This window comes from Streptomyces avicenniae (genome assembly GCF_000719135.1).
GTDB classification, from domain to species: Bacteria; Actinomycetota; Actinomycetes; order Streptomycetales; family Streptomycetaceae; genus Streptomyces; species Streptomyces avicenniae.
Genome location: NZ_JOEK01000034.1, coordinates 1 through 785 on the forward strand (window position 1 = coordinate 1; position 785 = coordinate 785).

Consider the following 785-nt stretch of genomic DNA (forward strand, 5'->3'; position numbering starts at 1 on the left):
CGCCGCTGGCCCGCGGCCCGATCGTCACCGTCTGGAGCGCGACGATGTCCGTCTCGCCGCTCTCGGCGGGGCGGAAGAAGTCCGCCAGGCACAGACGGCGGCCCCGGCGCTGGCGGGGGAAGGTGAACCGGGTGCGTTCCTTCCCGTCCTCGTCCAGGATCACCAGGTCGTTGCCCTCGGAATGACAAGGGAAGTAGCCGTAGACCACGGCGGCTTCGAGGAGGTTGTCGGTGTGCAGGCGGTCCAGCAACCCCCGCAACCTCGGACGCCCCTGCGACTCCACAAGGTCTTCGTACCCCGGCCCACCGTCCGTGCGTGACGCCTTCAACCCCCACTGCCCCTTGAACAACGCATCCTCGTCCAACCACCCCGCGTACTCCCGCAACGGGATGCCTTTGACGACACGCGTGCCGAGGAACGGTGGTTCCGGAACGGGGTTGTCCGTGGCGACGTCCGAGCGGGCGTACTCCTGCGCGGGAAGCTCGGGGGCCGCCACGGTGGTCGCCTTGACACGACGTCGTCTGAGTTCGGGCAGGACGGCGCCGGGGATGCCGCGTTTGACCGCGACGAGGGCGTCCATCAACCGCAGCCCCTCGAACGCGTCCCGCGCGTAACGCACCTCGCCCTGATAGATCTCGTGCAGATCCTGCTCCACATACGCCCTGGTCAGAGCAGCACCACCCAGAATGACCGGGTAGTCGGTGGCCATACCCCGCCGGTTCAGCTCCTCCAGGTTCTCCTTCATGATCACCGTGGACTTCACCAACAGCCCCGACATTCCGATC

The 785-nt window shown here is 67.4% G+C and carries 1 protein-coding gene; it reads right to left on the minus strand.

The features are described from left to right. Positions 1 to 785 (minus strand): vitamin B12 dependent-methionine synthase activation domain-containing protein (locus IF27_RS29625; protein WP_275935593.1); only part of this gene is annotated, 785 nt, incomplete at both ends.